Here is a 15561-nt window from a genome sequence, read left to right as displayed (position 1 = left end):
ATAAATCATGAATAAAAAGATCACCATGCAACAAAAATTCAATCGACCTATTGATCAAGTATTTGAATTATTTGCCAAACATGCCACTTATAATAAAATGTTCTGGCCGGTTCAAGTGGTTCGAGTCAAGGATGCTGCCGATCCACAACGTCCAGATGGCGTGGGTTCTGTGCGTAAACTGGGCTTTGGCAGGATTAAGCCACTTCAGGAACAAATTACCCGTCTGGAAGAAAATCAGTCTATCGAATATAAAATCATTGATAACCCGCTGGTTAAGCATCATGTCGGATATATAACTTTTAAAGCATTGACTGAGAATACAACACTAGTGACGTATGATATTGAATTTGATGCTAAACTACCATTTGTAAGTGCAATTGTGTTGTCACAGCTTAAATTTGCCATTAGTACGGGGATGGCGAAATTTGCCAAATCCCTGAAATAATTTCGTATAAAATTTCGGTACAGATATGACTGTAAATATTATTACCATTGATGGTCCCAGCGGTTCCGGCAAAGGTACGCTGGCTGCAAAAATCGCACAACATTATGGTTATCATTTGTTGGATTCCGGTGCAATTTATCGTTTATTAGGATTAAGTCTATTCCATCGGCAATTGCTGGATCAGCTTGAGCACAATATTGATGCCTGTGTGCAAGTTGCAACCGATCTGGATATCCAGTTTCAGGGCAGCGAACAAGGGCTTGAAGTGCGATTGGAAGGACGAAACGTTAGTCAGGAAATTCGTACCGAAATCGTGGGGGAATATGCATCACGTGTTGCAGCGGTTCCTGCATTACGTGCTGCATTATTACAAAGACAGCGTGATTTTGCCCAGTTGCCAGGTCTGGTTGCAGATGGAAGAGATATGGCAACGACGGTTTTCCCTCAAGCAAAAGTCAAAATATTTCTGACCGCCTCGGCCGAGTCCCGTGCAGCCAGACGAGTAAAACAGTTGCAGACGATGGGTGTTGATGCTAATATAAGCACCATTTTAGCTAATATAGAAGCACGTGATAAACGCGATATGGAGCGTTCAGTTGCGCCGCTTAAGCCTGCGATCAATGCAAAAATTATTGATAGCTCAGATTTGAGTATTGCGCAAGTGTTTGAACAAATGACGATTTATATCGATCAGTGCTTGTCTCATTAGTTTACAAATTTTTTATATAGCATATGCTGGGTTGGTCAGAATTATGATCCAGCGTATTGTGTAACTAAGCCGGACTTGTTCTGATCCAAGCCCTATATTGATATTACTAGGTATCACATGACCGAATCTTTTGCAGCCCTCTTTGAAGAAAGTGAATTAAATCTTAACGTAGAAAAGGGTGCAGTCATCCAAGGTACAGTTGTTAGCATTGATGACGACTGGGTAACAGTTGACACTGGCCTTAAATCTGAAGGTGTTGTTGACCGTGCAGAATTCTTAAACGATCAACGCGAACTTGAAGTCGCTGTTGGCGATACTGTAGATGTTGTTGTTGAAGCGCTTGACAACGGTATGGGTCAAACTGTTTTATCCCGTGAAAAAGCTAAACGTGCTGAAACATGGACTAAACTTGAAAAAATCTTCGATGATGGCGAAATCGTTACCGGTGTTATTTCTGGTAAAGTGAAAGGTGGTTTCACTGTGGACATCGGTCCAGTTCGTGCGTTCTTGCCAGGTTCATTGGTAGACACTCGTCCAATCCGTGACACAACTCACCTTGAAGGCAAAGAGTTAGAATTTAAAGTGATCAAACTTGATGCAAAACGTAATAACGTTGTTGTATCTCGTCGTGCTGTAATGGAAGCAGAATCTTCTGCGGATCGTGAAGCGCTTCTTTCTCAACTGGAAGAAGGCCAAACTGTTACAGGTACAATTAAAAATCTTACAGATTACGGTGCATTCGTTGATCTTGGCGGTATCGATGGTTTATTACACATCACAGATATGGCTTGGAAACGTATCAAACATCCATCTGAAGTAGTTGAAGTTGGACAGGAAGTGACTGTTAAAGTCCTTAAGTTTGACAAAGAACGTAACCGTGTATCTTTGGGTCTGAAACAATTAGGTCAAGATCCTTGGATGGAAATCATGAGCCGTTATCCAAAAGGCTCAATTGTTAAAGCACGTGTAACCAACTTAACTGATTATGGTTGCTTTGCAGAAATCGCTGAAGGCGTTGAAGGTCTTGTTCACGTTTCAGAAATGGATCATACCAACAAAAACATCCACCCGTCTAAAGTTGTTCAGATCGGTGACGAAGTTGATGTGATGGTGCTTGAAGTTGATGAAGAACGTCGTCGTATTTCTCTGGGTATCAAACAAACTCGTGCTAACCCATGGGAAGAGTTTGCGAAAAACCATGAGAAAGGTGAAAAAGTTTCTGGTTCAATCAAATCAATCACTGACTTTGGTATCTTCATTGGTTTACCAGGCGGTATTGATGGTCTTGTTCACTTGTCTGACATTTCTTGGAATGAAGTGGGTGAAGATGCAATCCGTCGTTACAAGAAAGGTGACACTGTTGAAGCTGTGATTCTGTCTGTTGATGCTGAAGGTAACCGTATTAGCTTGGGTATCAAACAGTTAAATAGCGATCCATTCAACGATTTCCTTGCTGCGAACGAACGTGGTGCTTTGGTTAAAGGTACTGTGACTGCTGTTGATGCCAAAGGTGCAACTGTGAAGTTGGCTGATGAAGTTGAAGCACAGTTAAAAGCATCTGAAATCAACCGTGATCGCGTTGAAGATGCAACGAAGTTCCTTGAAGTTGGTCAGGAAGTTGAAGCGAAGATCATTAATGTAGATCGTAAATCTCGCACAATTAACTTGTCAATCAAAGCGAAAGACGAAGCGGAAGAGAAAGAAGCCTTGAGCAATGCGCGTCAAGCAGCAGCTCAACCAGCTGAAACCAATGGTCCGAAGACACTTGGTGATTTGATTAAAGCTGCACAAAATAAATAATTGCATTTTGTGATGCTTTTTGTAGTAATTTTTGCAAAAAAATTATTATAAATATGTAAAAGGTGGCATTAGATACCAATCTAATGCTACCTTTTTGTATTTAAACAGGTTATTATCTAATAAGAATAAGCGACGAGGATCAATTCTCATGACCACAGAAGCACTGAATAAATCAGACTTAATTTTAAAGATTTCTGAAAAAAATCCACATTTAGCAGAGCCTATTGTAGAAGAAGCTGTTAAAATCATGATCGATCATATGATTTCTGCTTTATCAACCAATCAGCGCATTGAAATTCGCGGATTTGGTAGTTTTGCACTGCATCACCGTCAACCTCGTTTGGGTCGTAATCCTAAAACAGGCGAAAAGGTTAGTGTTTCAGCAAAGGCTGTACCTCATTTTAAACCGGGTAAAGCACTACGCGATGCGGTGAATGAGCAAGCAGGAAAATAATACTTTAAATAAAAAGGTTATATTCAAATGCGTATATTTTTAATTGCACTACTCATCGCAATATTTGCTTATGCTCTCGCTTTAGTTTTACAAAATCCGGCAGAATTGCAGGTAGATTTACTTTTCACCCAAGTACCAGAAATGCGTTTGGGTTTATTGTTGTTATTAACCATTGTACTGGGTGTAATCATTGGCCTGTTACTTGGTGTTCTGGTGTTTAAAGTCATTCAAAAAAGTTGGGAAATTAAACGTTTACGTAAAGACATTGAACATCTACGTAAAGAGCAAATTCAAAATGCCCAAGTGGCCGCCGCAGAAGCCGCTGCTGCTGCAAGGCATGAAAAAACTGTATTAGATATTCACCAAGATGATAAAAGCCCATTATAATGGGCTTTTTTTTGAGACGGGAAATTTGCGTTGAGTATTATCGTTGCGCTAGATGTACACAGTCAAGATCAGGCATTGGCTTTGGCTGATCAACTTGATCCCAAATTATGTCGTGTTAAAGTGGGTAAAGAGCTGTTTACTTTGGCTGGACCACAAGTATTAAAAGCATTGCATGATCGTGGTTTTGAAGTATTTCTCGACTTAAAATTTCATGATATTCCCAATACCACCGCACAAGCTGTATTGGCAGCTGCCGATCTTGGGGTCTGGATGGTGAATGTACATGCGATGGGTGGTCGTAAAATGATGGCCACCTGTGCCGAGCGTTTACAGCAGCATGATCATCAGACCATTTTGATTGCTGTAACTGTGTTAACCTCAATTGGCAAAGAAGATTTATTTGAACTGGGATTGGATGTTGAACCACAGGATCATGTGCTAAGACTGGCAAAGTTGACGCAGGATTGTGGGCTTGATGGCGTGGTATGTTCTGCTCAGGAAGCGCCATTACTACGTAAAGAACTTGGTTCTGAGTTTCAGCTTGTTACACCGGGTATTCGACCTCTGGGCAGTAATGCTGATGATCAAAAGCGTATTGTCACGCCGCAACAGGCTATACAGGATGGGGCAACACATCTGGTGATTGGTCGTCCGATTACTCAGGCACAAAATCCACAGCAGACATTACAGCAGATTTATCAAAGTATCCATTAAGTATTAAAGATATGTTTTTCTGATTAAAAATATCATTAATCAACAAAAGCCATGATTTACATGGCTTTTGTGTTTTTAGTGGCTTACATCTTTAGTTCAATTCTGGTTAGCGTCCTGCAATCGTGACGAGGTGCGTATTAAGATAGGCTTCAATGGCTTCGCTGCCACCTTCTGAACCATAGCCGGAATCATTTACACCACCAAAAGGCAATTCTGGAACACTTAAACCAATATAGTTGATGGTCAACATTCCTGCTTGAATATCACGCCCAAGCGCCATACAGGTTTTATTACTTTCCGAATAAGCATAGGCAGCCAGACCATAGGGCAGACGATTCGCTTCTTGAATGGCTTCTTCATAGTGATCGAATGGAATACATAAAATCAATGGCCCAAACGGTTCATTACTCATGCAGTCTGCTTCCAATGGTACATCTTTTAAAATAGTTGGCTGCATAAAGAAGCCTTTGCCATCTAATGCCTTGCCGCCAAAGCAAAGTTTTGCACCTTTTGTAATAGCATCTTCAATCAGGCGCTGAATATTTTTAAATCCACGCGCATGAATCATCGGACCAATGTCTGTACCTTCTTCCAATCCATTGGCAACTTTTAATTGTTTGACTTGATCAACCAGGTTTTGAGTAAATTGCTCATACACTTCCCGTGCAATAATAAAACGCGTTGGTGCAATACAAACTTGACCCGCATTACGAAACTTGGCAGCAACGATTTCTTTGGCTGCTGTATCCAGATCAGCATCTTTAAAAATAAGTACTGGCGCATGACCACCGAGCTCCATGGTGACTTTTTTCATGTGTAATCCTGCCAAACTGGCCAGTTGTTTTCCCACTGGTGTAGAGCCAGTAAAGGAAATCTTTTTGACGGTTGGATGAGGGATTAGATATTCGGAGATTTCAGAAGGAACGCCATACACCAGATTAATCACACCTTTGGGTACACCTGCATCATGAAAAGCCTGAATCAGTTGCGCTGGTGAAGCTGGCGTGTCTTCCGGTCCCTTGATGATGATTGAACAACCCGCAGCCAACGCCGCAGATAATTTACGTACCACTTGATTAAGTGGGAAATTCCACGGGGTAAAGGCTGCAACCACACCAACTGGAGATTTCACCACTAGCGATTGCACATCAATGGCACGAGGCGGCACAATACGACCATAAGCCCGTAAAGCTTCACCTGCAAACCAGTCTATGGTATCAGCTGCGCCTAACGTTTCTGCTTTGGCTTGAGCCAGCGGTTTGCCTTGCTCTAGTGTCATGATTTTTGCAATAGCATCAGCACGTTCTCTTAAATTTTGTGCTGCTTTTTGCATGATTTTACTACGTTTACTGGCAGGGGTGTTTTTCCAAACATCAAAGCCTTGTGCCGCGGCTTCCAGTGCTAGATCGAGATCGGCTACACTGGCTTTGGCAACCGTTCCAATGGTGGTTTCATCAGCAGGATTGATCACATCCAAGGTTGTGTGATCCAGTGCATCTTTCCATTGTCCATTGATGTAAAGCTGTGTGTTTGGATACATTCTTTTCCGTCCTGTAATAAGCATGAGTAATTTATCTTAATAGATTGTAAGATTTGATGAAAAGAAGGGAATTGTTAATGTTATATCATCTCGTGATACGATTGCTCTAATCTGGTAATGAATATCCTTTTTCTCATCACACTGCTTGCTTGATATCATTAAAGTGGGCAGGTTGAGGTCTGGTTAAAAGTTTATAGGTGCTGAGATATTGAAGTATCTGACCTAAATGCAGGGCAATATTTTGTTGCTGACTTTGTATTGAGTAAGTTTTTGCAAAATTGTTGCTTAATTTTCTACAATCAATCTGGTAAAGATAATATAGATTGCGATCTGTATTGATCTTAAATGGAATGTCTTGCGGATTAAATAAATAGGCATCTATAGCATGATCAACCCATTGCTGGCTGAACCATAACTGTAATAAATCACCTAGAAATAAGGGAATTTTCACAGAAAAAGGTAATTGGAGATAGGCATCCTCTACAGCAATATAGTATTGTGTTGAGTCAAGTAAAATAACTTGATAATTTTTTTGATAAAAATCAAAGTGATTAAAAATTTCATACACTGATAATGTGTTCATCATTATGATGCTCCGGTTTAGCCATTTTGTGCTGGCAAGTTGGTTAAATCCACACTGTCTAATTGCTTAGACATTTTTCTTATAATGAAAATAGCAAGAAAAATATCATCCTGCAAGACATGATGAAAACAAAGAGCAAGATTTATTGCATTGAAATATAGGCTAAAAGCTGGAAAGAATTAAATTAATGAGCATAAACCCTAATATTTGCAGCTGCATGAAGTGATAGTGATTCCTGCCTGAATTGGTGTTATGTTAGAAAAATCTGCTTAAGCTGATATTGAATGAAGACGATATAAATTTATGCAACCACATGAGGCTGGCAAGTGATGATAATTGCTAAAAGCTGTGAGTAATTTAGCAAATTCTGCTCGTTTAGCCTCAGTTATTGGAAGTGTTGTAACTTAAGTATTGATCTTTAAATGCTCATCAAAAATATGAAATTCATTGGGAAGGTTATGCACGTTATTTTACCGGTTGCACAACGTGGCGAACAGATTTTAACGCTACAAGCAGCGCCTGTGGCTCAGGTTGAATTAAATAGCCAATGGCTTAAACAACTGGCAAGTGCAATGCTGGATACCATGCTTGAGCGTAATGGTGTAGGGATTGCCGCACCGCAGGTCTATGTATCCAAACGTGTGATTATCGTTGCCTCAAGGCCGAATCCCCGTTATCCGGAAGCGCCGGAAATGGCCGCGATTGTGATGATTAATCCGGAAATTATCGAGCATTCCACAGAAACCTGTTTGGGAGAAGAAGGTTGTTTGAGTGTTGCAGATTTACGTCGGCAAGTTGAACGGGCACAGGCTGTAACTGTGCGTTATTTGACGCTAGAAGGTGAAGTGATACAACGCAAATTTGAAGGTTTTCCGGCAAGAATTGTGCAACATGAGGTGGATCATCTGAATGGAATTTTATTTGTAGAACGTACAACAACTTTGCAAGATCAATCGATCCCTATTGATCCGTCAAAATTCGCCCTTAATCATCAAAGATGACTCATAGGATGTGAACAAAGATGCGACTGACAAGCCATAATTTGTCGCTTTGTTTTATTTTTAGCGGACATTTCATTCACTAAGATGGAAAAAAACAGTATGCTAGCAGTGGGAAAAGGAGCATACATGTATCAGGTACTTGCGAGAAAATATCGTCCACGTAATTTTAGTCAGTTAGTGGGTCAAACCCATGTCGCCAAAGCCTTAAGCAGTGCGCTGGCGAATGGACGTTTACACCATGCCTATTTGTTTACAGGGACGCGTGGTGTTGGTAAAACCACGATCGCACGTATTCTCGCCAAATGTTTAAACTGTGAAACAGGGGTAACTGCAACGCCATGCGAGCAGTGTTCTGTCTGTAAAGCGGTGAATGAAGGGCGTTTTATCGATTTAATCGAGATTGATGCAGCCTCCCGTACTCGTGTCGAAGATACACGAGAACTATTGGATAATGTACCCTATGCACCGACGCAAGGGCGTTACAAAGTCTATTTGATTGATGAAGTGCATATGCTATCGACGCATAGTTTTAATGCATTATTAAAAACGCTGGAAGAACCACCTGAACATGTAAAATTCTTATTTGCAACGACTGACCCACAAAAATTACCGATTACCGTGATTTCCCGTTGTTTGCAATTTACCCTGCGTCCTTTGGCAAAAGATGAAATTTTTCATCATCTTGATCAAATTCTGGAAACCGAACAGATTGTGCATCAACCGGAGGCTTTATGGCAACTGGCGGAATCTGCACAAGGCTCATTGCGTGATGCGCTGTCTTTGACTGATCAGGCGATTGCCTATGGTCAGGGGCAAGTACTTAAAAATGATGTCAAGGAAATGCTGGGGCTGATTGATAAGAGCCTGATTTTTGATTTGTTGATTGCAATTCATCAGGACAATCGGGCACTTGTGGCTAGTCTGATTCAAGATATGCGGCAGCAAGCGATTGATGTCATGCATGTCTTAGAACAACTGATTAGTACTTTGCATGAAGTGGCGATTATTCAGTGTCTGGGACAATCTGGCGAGCAAACGCAAATTGAAGAAGAGCAGCGTAAAGCACAACTTGCCCAAGTGATGAATTCGCAAGATGTACAACTTTATTACCAGATTGCGATTCAGGGACGTGCCGATCTGGCTTTGGCCTTGACACCGGAACAAGGTTTTGAGATGTGTATGATGCGCTTACTGGCATTTCGACCAGTGGCGATTGGTGAGGTGATTGATCAGCCCGTCGCAATTCCGCAGTCTACTGGGACATTGACCAATACTACAGCGGAAACTCAGCCAGATCACGATATAGCATCGAATATCACATCACGACCATCTATTGAACAAGATTTTTCTGTCGAATCTGAATCCTTATCGCCACAACAAGCTGTATTGGAAAATAAATCTGTGACAGTGGCGCAATCTGATTTGGTTGCACAGCTTCAGTCATCTGAAGCATTGACTCCGCAGGATGAGGTGGATCATTTAAAATCTGAACCAAAACAACAGATTGATCAACCTGATATCTTGTCGGAACGGAGTGTTCTAGACCAACACAATGATTTTTCAGACATCTCATCAGAACATCAACAAACTGAACAAGATGAAAATTTTGCACTAGATTCTGGCAAAACTGATCAGGTTGACACAAATATTCCTGTATCACAGGACGATGCAGTACAGCTTCAGCAATTATCAGATGATTCTCAGCATTCTTTGTTAGAGCAAAATGTTTTATCACCATCTTCTGAATCGGTTGCTATAGCTACGACAGAACAGAAGGTCGTGCAACCAGCAGCGCAGATATTGGCTGTTGATGATGGCTTAGAGGCCAACGCTTTAGATGTTGAGCAAAACCTATCTGATCAGCCACGCATGGATGATGCTGCCACAGCACATCTTGGGCCGTCTATAATCGCATCGTCAGTTGAAAGTTCTACTGATCTAGATCAACCGCTTGAGCGTATTGACCCTAGAGATTTATTGCAACCACAAGCACAAGACTTAACAGGCGAATGGACTGTAGAAAAATGGGATTACTGGTTACGACAATCGGCATTGTCCCCCGCAGTAAAGGAACTGGCACAACATGCAGCCATGCAAGGGAATATCGAAGGTGAGTGTCAGCTTAAGATTGATCCAAGTTATCAGCGTATTTTTGATGCCTTTGTTGAAAACATCAAAGTTCAGCTAAAATCCCTGAATGAAAACCTCAATTTAGAAGTGGTGTATCAGGCTGTTGAGCAGAATACGCCTTTGCATTTACAGCAATTACGCAAGCAAAGCGCATATGCCTTGGCAGAAAAGCAGATTTTAGCGCATCCGGTTGTTGGCGATCTGATCAATGCTTTTTCTGCCGATGTGGTGGATTTAAAATTTAAAAGCTAAGCTTTAGATGTTTATAGATAATGTCTGTAATGCTTGTCGCATATGATCGGTAATGGGTGTTGGTTTTCTTGTGTCACGGTCAACATAGACATGAACAAAATGCCCTTGTGCCGAGGCGTGCTGTTCATCTTGCTTGAATAGGGCAATTTGATATTTCACCGAACGATTACCAATGTGTAGCACCCGAACGCCTGCTGTAATTTGTTCAGGATAGGCAAGTGGCGCAAAATAGCGACAACTAGAATCCACCACTAGACCAATGATTTTTCCATGATGAATGTCCAGATCGGCTTGTTGAATCAGGAAAGTATTGACGGCAGTATCAAAAAAACTGTAATACATGACATTATTGACATGTCCATAGATATCATTGTCTGCCCAGCGTGTGGTGATGAGATTGAAATAATTAAACGCACTTCGGCTTAGAATCGGTTCATTCATGAATAGATTGCCTCATAGATTGCCAGCGCATCTGCCTCGGTAACTTCGCGTGTATTATTCATCAATAATCGGGTTTGTTGCATGGCATCACTGGCAAGCACAGGTAGTAGTGAAGAAGAAATATTAAGTTCAGCAAGTTTCAAGGTTAAGCCACTGGATTGACAGACGTGTTCGATATGCGCAATAAATTGTTGTGCCAGCATGGAATCCGTACCTTTGAGCTGAGGATTTAAATGTTGCATAAGCTCAGCATAATGTGCTGTGGCATGTGATAAATTAAATTTGAGTACCTCAGCCAATAATATGGCATTGGCATGACCATGAGAAAGATGGCAATGTCCACCTAAAGGATATGCCAACGCGTGCACAGCAGCTACAGGTGCATTGGCAAACGCCTGACCTGCAAGCATGGAACCAAACAACATCTCCTGACGCGCAGCAAGATTCTGTGGCTCGCTGAGTACAATGGGTAAAGCCTGATTAAGTGTGTACAGGGCTTGCTTTGCCAGCATGTCGGAATAAGGATTCTTTTTCTGTTTTGAGCTAAATGCTTCAATGGCATGTACCATGGCATCTATTCCTGTTGCGGCTGTGATATGCGCGGGCAAATTGACCGTAAGTCTGGCATCGAGGATGGCACTATCTGCATACAGAACAGGTGAAACAACACCAGATTTGGTGGTGTCCCCAGTGGTGACAATGGCGATGGGGGTAACTTCGGAACCAGTTCCCGCAGTGGTTGGAATCTGGATCAGTGGTAGGCGCGGTGGTTGAGCCTGACCAATACCATAGATATCCTGAATCGATTGTTGCTGCTGTGGATGAGCAAGAAGTGCGATTAATTTTGCCACATCCAGTGAACTGCCACCACCAAGCCCGATCACTCCATCAATCTTGAGTTGTTTGGCAAACATGATGGCTTGTTCAACCACATGCTGTGGTGGATCTGCTTGGACATCTTGATAAATAGCAAAAGAAATATGATGCTTTTTCAGCTGGGTAGTGATGGCATGATGCAGTTGCTGTTGTATGATGCCTTGATCGGTAACCAGTAAAACATGTTGTATCTTCAGACGTTTACATTCATTTCCGAGTTGCTGTAGGCTATCAATGCCGGCTATAAGATTGGTGATAGTTTGAAACTGAAACATTTGCTATTCATCCTGAATCTTTTGTAATGGTCCTGAATTTGTTAATGTAGCATATTGCTTGTATAGGCTACATTGACTACGCCTCCAAATTTTTTAACTGCATTCGGAAAGTTTTTTACTTCATGTCACGATCATCTGTACCTTATAAAGTTTTATGTGTTTGTCTGGGAAATATCTGTCGATCCCCGACAGCAGAAGTTGTTTTGCAGCAGCATATTGATAAGGCAGGGCTGAATATTATTGTCGATTCTGCTGGCACAAGTAATTATCATCCCAATCAGCCACCGGATGTGAGAAGTCAAAAATATGCCAAACAGCAAGGTTATGATTTAAGTCATTTACGTGCCAGACAGATTAAAGCGGAAGATTTTGAACGGTTTGATTTAATTCTGGCCATGGATCATGACAATCTTGCCAATATAGAATTATTGATGCGACAATCGGGCAAGACATTACACTCGGGTTCGCTTCGGGCGCGTTTGGCATTGATGAGTCAACATGATACAGACTTTCCGCAACAAGCCATACCCGATCCTTATTATGGTGATGCCAAAGACTTTGAACGTGTCATTCGTCAGTGCGAATCTAGCAGTCAGGCATGGATTCGCTACTGGCAACAACATGATTTAAATGCATAATGATTTTAAAACATGACTTTGGTGTAGGTGTCATGTCGGATAAAGCTTATCCGATTGATGCTGTGCCCTCGAATAAAATTTTATAGTTGGAATATCCGTGATTTCAGTACAGCATGATTTTGATTTAACAGTATTTAATACACTTGCGCTAAAAAGCCAATGTAGTGATTATGTCGCATTGACTGATCATAATGATATTGAACCAGCCATTCGCTATGCCAAGGCGCATGGGCTAAACGTTTTTGTATTGTCTGGTGGTAGTAATTTATTATTGCCTGAGAAATTTCGGGCATTGACCATACATATGTTGATGCAGGGTAAAGAAATTCTGTCTGAAAACGCTGATGAAGTCGTGATCAAGGTACAAGCAGGTGAAATCTGGCATGATTTTGTCTGTGAATGTTGTGCCAAAGGCTATCATGGATTAGAAAATCTAGCCTTGATTCCCGGACGTGTTGGCGCAGCTCCAGTTCAGAATATTGGTGCTTACGGTGTGGAAGCAGGCGAATTTATTGAAACGGTTTGGGCTTACGATTTAAAGCAAGAACAGCATATTCAACTTACGGCGGAACAATGTCATTTTGGTTATCGCGATAGTATTTTTAAACAGCAAGCTGGACGCTATATTATTTATGCCTTAAGTTTTAAGCTATTAAAACATGCCCAGTTAAGATTGAATTATGCCGATGTGGCACAGCGGGTGGGGGAAGATGCAACAGCGGAGAAATTACTGCAAACCATTATCAGTATTCGTCAGCAAAAATTACCTCAACCGGAACAATTTCCCAATGCCGGCAGTTTCTTTAAAAATCCAGTGATTACAGCCCAACAATTTTCTGATTTGGCGGAGCATTACCCCAATGCCCCCCATTATCAGCAACATAATGGTATGCAAAAAGTTGCCGCAGGCTGGTTGATTGATCAGGCTGGATGGAAAGGTAAACGCTTGGGCGATGTTGGGATGTTTGAGCGCCAAGCCTTGGTACTGGTCAATTATGGTCAGGCCAGTTTGCAGGATGTGCAGCGTACTTATGAACAAATTCAAACAGATATATATCAAAAATTTGCTATTCGTTTAGAACCTGAGCCTGTATTATTAAATCAATTCGGAGAAATTTCTCCGCATATTTCCGCATGTTAATCTTTATTTAAGGATCATAGGTCGCAATTATGGCAAAAAAGGCTCACGCAATAGTTCGTTTATTACGTTGGCTCATTGCGCTTATTTTTCTTGCGGCTGTGTTGACGGTTTTTGTCTATTCACCATTTTATGCCAAGAGTATCCTTTGGTTGCTCAATCATGCAGTTGATGTTCAGGTCGATCCGATTGCTGCGCAAAGTCAGAAAACAGGCCGGTTAAGTCTGGAAAGTAATCTGGAACCCGGTTCGCCTGAATGGGTGGCTAGACGGGCATATCTATATGAAGTCAATCAATCCTTACAGGATGGCCATGCACAAAACTTTGTGGAATTACAACAACGCTATGAATTACTACAACAAATCATTGCCGAACAAAAGCTCGAAGAAGCGGCACAGGAATTAAAACTGGATGTACAAGTACCGGATGTTGATCAGGACGAAAACGATGAAACATCTTCTTCGATAGATTTTATGCAGCAGTTTCAGCAGGATGAAAATGAACCATTATTCCAGCAATATCGTGAATTTTTAACCAAAAATGAAAATCTAGCGCATATTAGCAATTTACATAATCAAAATTTAAATGAAAAGTTGGAGTCGCCATATGTGATGCAGCGACCTGCTTATCAGCCACATGCCATTGTTATTTTAGGTGGGGGCTTGACTACGGGTAAAGATAAGCATGATATTGTACCTAATATTTATACGGTAAAACGTTTGGAACAGGCGGTACAGATTTATAATTCGCATCATTTACCGATTTTATTAAGCGGTGTAGAAGCACCCTATATGCAAAAATGGCTGGATCAGCATCATATTCAGGCACAATTTCTGGAAAATCGCAGTATGAATACCTGTGAAAATACGCGATTCAGTTCTTTATTATTACAAAAGCAAGGTGGTGCACCGACTGTGTTCTTAATTACCGATGCTTACCATATGCCGCGTTCACGCGAGTTGTTTGCAAAAAATGGCATTCGCACTATTCCGATTATTTCACCTTTACCGAATGCATTAACCCCTTGGCAGCCAAGCCGACAAAACTGGATGCATAGTCGTCGGGCAAATTATGAGCTTTTGGCTTTGATTTATAATAAATTACTTGGCGAGCGTAATTGTCGGGAGATTCCTTAAATATGGCAAATATCCCTTTTATGAACCCTGTGGTTTTACAGGCACAGGATTTACCGGTACCCAACCGTGAAGATACGCCACAAGCGCTCAATCCACTAGACTTATCCGAACCGACTTTGTTAAATCCGGTACTGGAAGGTTATCAGCTTTTGTATGGCTTAAATCTTCTGGATTGCCATCATTGGCAGGGCTTTGTTGATGTAGCGCAATTTCGCATCCATGTACAAGTGTTTGAACCGAAACAGGCGGAAACAGTCAAAGGATCGGTCTGGTTGTTACATGGTTATCTGGAGCATAGTGGAATTTATCAGCCGATTATTCAGGAAATACTGGAACAGGGCTTTAGTGTCCTGACCTTTGATTTGCCCGGACATGGTTTAAGTAATGGTACGGTCGCTGGCATTGAGGATTTTGATGATTATCAAGCGGTGCTTTTGGGGATTAAAGCTGCGGTAGAGGATGCTGCACAGCTACCCAAACCTTGGCTAGGTGTTGGGCAAAGTACTGGTGGTGCAATCTGGATGCATCATATTCTTGAATATGCAGAGCAGCGTCAGGAACCGATGGTCGATCGAGTTTTATTACTCTCACCGTTGATTCGTCCGGCAAAATCTGCTTGGTGGCATAATTCAATTGGTTTAGGTATTGTGCGCCGAATCAAACGTCAGGTACCACGCCATTTTAAACGCAATAATCATAATCCGGAATTTTTACGTTTTGTCCGTTTACAGGACCCCTTACAACCCAAAACCATGAGTATGGACTGGATTTTGGCAATGGCACGCTGGATGGTAAAAATGGAAGAACGTCCGGCCTGTCGGATTCCGGTCTGGCTGGCGCAGGGTGCACTGGATCAGACGGTAGACTGGCGTTATAACATTGAATATATCCGTCGTAAGTTTCGTTTACAAACATCATTGATTTTAGAAGAGGGTTCACACCAGTTGATTAATGAGCGTGCAGATATTCGTGCTGCTTTAACTGGCCTGATTCCGGCTTTTTTAAATGCAAAATATAAACGCCAATATTATCAATAAGATGA

At 41.5% G+C, this 15561-nt stretch carries 16 protein-coding genes; 12 read left to right on the top strand and 4 right to left on the bottom strand.

Annotation, left to right across the window (positions count from 1 at the left end; genetic code table 11):
* Positions 1-7: 7 nt before the first annotated feature.
* The 6 genes from CAP51_RS06990 (at position 8) to pyrF (ending at position 4509) form a co-directional block, all read left to right on the top strand.
* On the top strand, positions 8-445 hold the full coding sequence (locus tag CAP51_RS06990; RefSeq protein ID WP_087620041.1) for an SRPBCC family protein: 438 nt from the start codon (positions 8-10) through the stop codon (positions 443-445).
* 25 nt (positions 446-470) lie between these two features.
* The gene (gene cmk / locus CAP51_RS06985) at positions 471-1154 is read left to right on the top strand and encodes a (d)CMP kinase (RefSeq protein WP_087620040.1); all 684 of its coding nucleotides are present in this window, start codon (positions 471-473) and stop codon (positions 1152-1154) included.
* A gap of 117 nt (positions 1155-1271) precedes the next feature.
* Entirely contained in the window at positions 1272-2954 is a 1683-nt protein-coding gene (gene rpsA, locus CAP51_RS06980; RefSeq protein WP_087620039.1) for a 30S ribosomal protein S1, read from the top strand.
* 148 nt (positions 2955-3102) lie between these two features.
* The gene (locus CAP51_RS06975) at positions 3103-3408 is read left to right on the top strand and encodes an integration host factor subunit beta (RefSeq protein WP_087620038.1); all 306 of its coding nucleotides are present in this window, start codon (positions 3103-3105) and stop codon (positions 3406-3408) included.
* Positions 3409-3435: 27 nt separating this feature from the next.
* Entirely contained in the window at positions 3436-3795 is a 360-nt protein-coding gene (locus CAP51_RS06970) for a lipopolysaccharide assembly protein LapA domain-containing protein (protein ID WP_087620037.1), read from the top strand.
* Between the two features lie 30 nt (positions 3796-3825).
* A complete protein-coding gene (pyrF, locus tag CAP51_RS06965) occupies positions 3826-4509 on the top strand; it encodes an orotidine-5'-phosphate decarboxylase (protein WP_087620036.1) in 684 nt (227 codons plus the stop codon).
* Between the two features lie 106 nt (positions 4510-4615).
* Here pyrF and CAP51_RS06960 read toward each other — a convergent pair whose 3' ends face one another.
* Both CAP51_RS06960 and CAP51_RS06955 read right to left on the bottom strand, forming a co-directional pair.
* Positions 4616-6049 (bottom strand): NAD-dependent succinate-semialdehyde dehydrogenase, encoded by a 1434-nt coding sequence (locus CAP51_RS06960; RefSeq protein ID WP_087620035.1) that lies wholly within the window; start codon positions 6047-6049, stop codon positions 4616-4618.
* A gap of 136 nt (positions 6050-6185) precedes the next feature.
* Positions 6186-6635, bottom strand: coding sequence for a hypothetical protein (locus CAP51_RS06955; protein WP_087620034.1), 450 nt, complete (start codon positions 6633-6635; stop codon positions 6186-6188).
* 455 nt (positions 6636-7090) lie between these two features.
* Between CAP51_RS06955 and def the strand changes: the two genes are divergently transcribed.
* Both def and dnaX read left to right on the top strand, forming a co-directional pair.
* Complete coding sequence (gene def, locus CAP51_RS06950; RefSeq protein ID WP_087620419.1) at positions 7091-7633, top strand: peptide deformylase; 543 nt, start codon at positions 7091-7093, stop codon at positions 7631-7633.
* A gap of 126 nt (positions 7634-7759) precedes the next feature.
* Positions 7760-10015 carry a DNA polymerase III subunit gamma/tau gene (gene dnaX / locus CAP51_RS06945; protein ID WP_087620033.1) on the top strand — a complete coding sequence of 752 codons (2256 nt, stop codon included), beginning with the start codon at positions 7760-7762 and terminating at the stop codon, positions 10013-10015.
* A gap of 3 nt (positions 10016-10018) precedes the next feature.
* On the opposite strand, the gene CAP51_RS06940 is transcribed toward dnaX, so the two are convergent.
* Positions 10019-10456 carry an acyl-CoA thioesterase gene (locus CAP51_RS06940; protein WP_087620032.1) on the bottom strand — a complete coding sequence of 146 codons (438 nt, stop codon included), beginning with the start codon at positions 10454-10456 and terminating at the stop codon, positions 10019-10021.
* Positions 10453-11607, bottom strand: coding sequence for an iron-containing alcohol dehydrogenase (locus CAP51_RS06935; protein WP_087620031.1), 1155 nt, complete (start codon positions 11605-11607; stop codon positions 10453-10455). Before CAP51_RS06935 ends, CAP51_RS06940 begins: the two co-directional genes overlap by 4 nt.
* A gap of 122 nt (positions 11608-11729) precedes the next feature.
* Here CAP51_RS06935 and CAP51_RS06930 point away from each other — a divergent pair, with 122 nt between their 5' ends.
* The 4 genes from CAP51_RS06930 (at position 11730) to CAP51_RS06915 (ending at position 15556) form a co-directional block, all read left to right on the top strand.
* Positions 11730-12245, top strand: a complete 516-nt coding sequence (locus CAP51_RS06930; RefSeq protein WP_087620030.1) for a low molecular weight protein-tyrosine-phosphatase — start codon at positions 11730-11732, stop codon at positions 12243-12245.
* A 100-nt stretch (positions 12246-12345) separates the two neighbouring features.
* Positions 12346-13386, top strand: a complete 1041-nt coding sequence (murB, locus tag CAP51_RS06925; protein ID WP_425426775.1) for a UDP-N-acetylmuramate dehydrogenase — start codon at positions 12346-12348, stop codon at positions 13384-13386.
* 29 nt (positions 13387-13415) lie between these two features.
* A complete protein-coding gene (locus CAP51_RS06920) occupies positions 13416-14519 on the top strand; it encodes a YdcF family protein (RefSeq protein WP_087620028.1) in 1104 nt (367 codons plus the stop codon).
* Positions 14520-14521: 2 nt separating this feature from the next.
* The gene (locus CAP51_RS06915) at positions 14522-15556 is read left to right on the top strand and encodes an alpha/beta hydrolase (RefSeq protein ID WP_087620027.1); all 1035 of its coding nucleotides are present in this window, start codon (positions 14522-14524) and stop codon (positions 15554-15556) included.
* Positions 15557-15561: the final 5 nt, after the last annotated feature.

The organism is Acinetobacter populi, from assembly GCF_002174125.1.
Taxonomy (GTDB): Bacteria; Pseudomonadota; Gammaproteobacteria; order Pseudomonadales; family Moraxellaceae; genus Acinetobacter; species Acinetobacter populi.
Note: the sequence above shows the minus strand (reverse complement) of the source record. Positions and strands in the feature narration are given on the sequence as shown.

Bases quoted from the DNA above. Each gene is read 5' to 3' on its own strand.
- def (WP_087620419.1), top strand. From the start codon at position 7,091: ATGCACGTTATTTTACCGGTTGCACAACGTGGCGAACAGATTTTAACG.
- dnaX (WP_087620033.1), top strand. From the start codon at position 7,760: ATGTATCAGGTACTTGCGAGAAAATATCGTCCACGTAATTTTAGTCAG.
- CAP51_RS06990 (WP_087620041.1), top strand. From the start codon at position 8: ATGAATAAAAAGATCACCATGCAACAAAAATTCAATCGACCTATTGAT.
- CAP51_RS06975 (WP_087620038.1), top strand. From the start codon at position 3,103: ATGACCACAGAAGCACTGAATAAATCAGACTTAATTTTAAAGATTTCT.
- CAP51_RS06935 (WP_087620031.1), bottom strand. From the start codon at position 11,607: ATGTTTCAGTTTCAAACTATCACCAATCTTATAGCCGGCATTGATAGC.
- CAP51_RS06955 (WP_087620034.1), bottom strand. From the start codon at position 6,635: ATGATGAACACATTATCAGTGTATGAAATTTTTAATCACTTTGATTTT.
- rpsA (WP_087620039.1), top strand. From the start codon at position 1,272: ATGACCGAATCTTTTGCAGCCCTCTTTGAAGAAAGTGAATTAAATCTT.
- CAP51_RS06930 (WP_087620030.1), top strand. From the start codon at position 11,730: ATGTCACGATCATCTGTACCTTATAAAGTTTTATGTGTTTGTCTGGGA.
- CAP51_RS06970 (WP_087620037.1), top strand. From the start codon at position 3,436: ATGCGTATATTTTTAATTGCACTACTCATCGCAATATTTGCTTATGCT.
- CAP51_RS06960 (WP_087620035.1), bottom strand. From the start codon at position 6,049: ATGTATCCAAACACACAGCTTTACATCAATGGACAATGGAAAGATGCA.
- CAP51_RS06920 (WP_087620028.1), top strand. From the start codon at position 13,416: ATGGCAAAAAAGGCTCACGCAATAGTTCGTTTATTACGTTGGCTCATT.
- cmk (WP_087620040.1), top strand. From the start codon at position 471: ATGACTGTAAATATTATTACCATTGATGGTCCCAGCGGTTCCGGCAAA.
- CAP51_RS06915 (WP_087620027.1), top strand. From the start codon at position 14,522: ATGGCAAATATCCCTTTTATGAACCCTGTGGTTTTACAGGCACAGGAT.
- CAP51_RS06940 (WP_087620032.1), bottom strand. From the start codon at position 10,456: ATGAATGAACCGATTCTAAGCCGAAGTGCGTTTAATTATTTCAATCTC.